This is a genomic window from uncultured Sunxiuqinia sp. (assembly GCF_963974515.1).
In the GTDB taxonomy this organism is placed as follows: domain Bacteria; phylum Bacteroidota; class Bacteroidia; order Bacteroidales; family Prolixibacteraceae; genus Sunxiuqinia.
On the sequence record NZ_CAXBDD010000220.1, the window covers coordinates 1 to 2,063 of the forward strand.

At 48.1% G+C, this 2,063-nt stretch carries 2 protein-coding genes and 2 pseudogenes; all 4 read right to left on the reverse strand.

The features are described 5' to 3' along the window. A pseudogene (locus tag AAC033_RS19070) lies at nt 1-437 on the reverse strand (glycoside hydrolase family 92 protein); the annotation flags it as partial. Nucleotides 438-482: 45 nt separating this feature from the next. Beyond that, complete coding sequence (locus AAC033_RS19075) at nt 483-1,286, reverse strand: hypothetical protein (protein WP_339741170.1); 804 nt, start codon at nt 1,284-1,286, stop codon at nt 483-485. Nucleotides 1,287-1,367: 81 nt separating this feature from the next. Next, nucleotides 1,368-1,778, reverse strand: coding sequence for a hypothetical protein (locus tag AAC033_RS19080; protein WP_339741172.1), 411 nt, complete (start codon nt 1,776-1,778; stop codon nt 1,368-1,370). A 42-nt stretch (nt 1,779-1,820) separates the two neighbouring features. After that, nucleotides 1,821-2,063 (reverse strand): annotated as a pseudogene (locus AAC033_RS19085) (ROK family protein); the annotation flags it as partial.

Here is a 2,063-nt window from a genome sequence, read left to right on the forward strand (position 1 = left end):
AATTCGGCCAAAACGCCATAATCATCGAGTTCAACCCGGTAATAGCCTGGCTGTGCCAATTCGGTCTCTCTTGAGAAACGCGAACGGTAACCCTCATCAGGCGATTCCAGCTTGCCGGGAATCGTCTGCAAGTGCCCTACCGTGGGCATCACCGCCACACCACCAATCTGAAACTCATGAAAATTCACAAAACTTTCGATGGAGATATGCCGCTGATCGTAACCCACAGCTTCCCAGCCCCACTTGTTTCCGTAGTGCCCGTCGGTTGAGGCTGCCGGTTTGGCCATGCCAAAAGGGTTGGCAGCGGGGGTGTAGAAAAACCATCGTGAATGCGCTGCTCCGATGTTCGGATCAACCTCTTCAATAAAATTGGGTGCTTGTGCCCAGGAGCCTAAAGTCCAGAAGGCAAACACTAGCGTAACTAAACCAGATCTCATCAGACTATTTTTTTGTTATTTATCAGATTAATGAAAATTCAGAGCTTACTCGTTGGCTAAAGCCCTTTCCAACTGCTCAATGGCTACATAAAGTACACCCGCCGAACCACGGAAGGTTCCCGATCCGCGTGGCTCATTGTTGATGGAGTACCATTCATAAAAACCATCGTTTTCCAAAACGCGCTCAGTCATGGGCAAAAGCTGCTCGTAAGCTTCCTGCAAAAAGCCATACCGTACCAGTTGCTGAATCATGCGACCGCCGAACCAGGTCCAGTCGCCGCCATTTTGATAGCTGTACTCGGGGTTCATAATTTGATTTTCGAAGAAACCTTCCGGATAGGGCGGATAGAGCGTCAATCCAATGGAAGGTGCGCCCGCCTCTTTCGCCCGTTTCACCATTTCATTCAGCGAATGCTCAATTTCGGGGACTGACAACAAACTGGCTTCGATAGCAATGGCCGTTCCACCAAAGTAATAAATCTCATTTTCGTTGAAATCATCGGGGAACGGAGAACCTTCAAGATAGATATGTGGAATGAACTTCTGGTTTTCCTTATCCCACAAATGTTTACGACAACTTTTAAAAACTTCGTCCCGAACCACTTCCCAGCGCGTTCTGGATGATGGAATCATTTCCATCAAATTATCCAGAGCAATGATAAACATCGCATTATCATAAATATCAATGGCCCTGTGGGTGTTTTCGTCCAGGTCAACCCCCCAGCCGTGTTCCGGCTGAACATCGCCCCAGTCGGCAGTTGTCGCTCCCCAAAGTAAATTGTGGCTGGCCACATAGCGATTTGTAATCAAAAACTCCATGGCCGCTTCCAGACGCTGAGCTACCGTCATGTCACCAATCTGTTCATCCAAAATGGGTTGATCGCCCGTAGCTTTAATGTACTTATAAACCGTCTGGACCAGCGAAGTTTCCTAATCAGTCTCCACCGTGTTTTTGTGGCCCGCATAGTTAGGTGCCATTTCAGTGTACGTAAAATCATAGCGAATGATGGTATCTTCACGGGGCGTAAAGCCATCCAGAATATTTCCGTCGTCCCCCTGCATGCGGAAGAACACCAGCAGGTTTTCCTTCAACTCTGCCGGATCGTAAAGTTCAGCGGCCAGCTCGATAAAGGTGTTATAATCGCGAATCCACACTTCGCGGTAGCCATCACCAGCATTGAACCCGGTCTTCACCACTTCGCGGGCTTTCTGCTTGGTAAAAGCGATGGATTCATTTTCGCGCACTTTTTGAGCTAACTCTTCGGTTGATAGCCGCTTTTCTCCAGACTGACAAGCTACCAAAAGGAAGAAGAGCAGATAAATCGAATAAATTCGTTTCATAATCTGAGTTGGTTTAGGATTTCACTTGTTAAAATTTGATGTTTACATGGTTGCCAGGCAGGGAGCCACGCGTTTCCAGAAATCGGGTTCGGCCAAGCGAGCACTTCCAATAATAGCAGCGTTTTCCTTGAGCTCCGAAAGTTCGATCCGAAGGCTTAAGTCGGCCTTTTGAAGCGCCTCATCCATGGCCGGTTGAAACAAGTTGAAAGCATTGGCAATATTTCCTCCAATCACCAGCACTTCAACGCCAAACTTCTCCAGCCAAGGCTGAAGCAGCTCGACCAG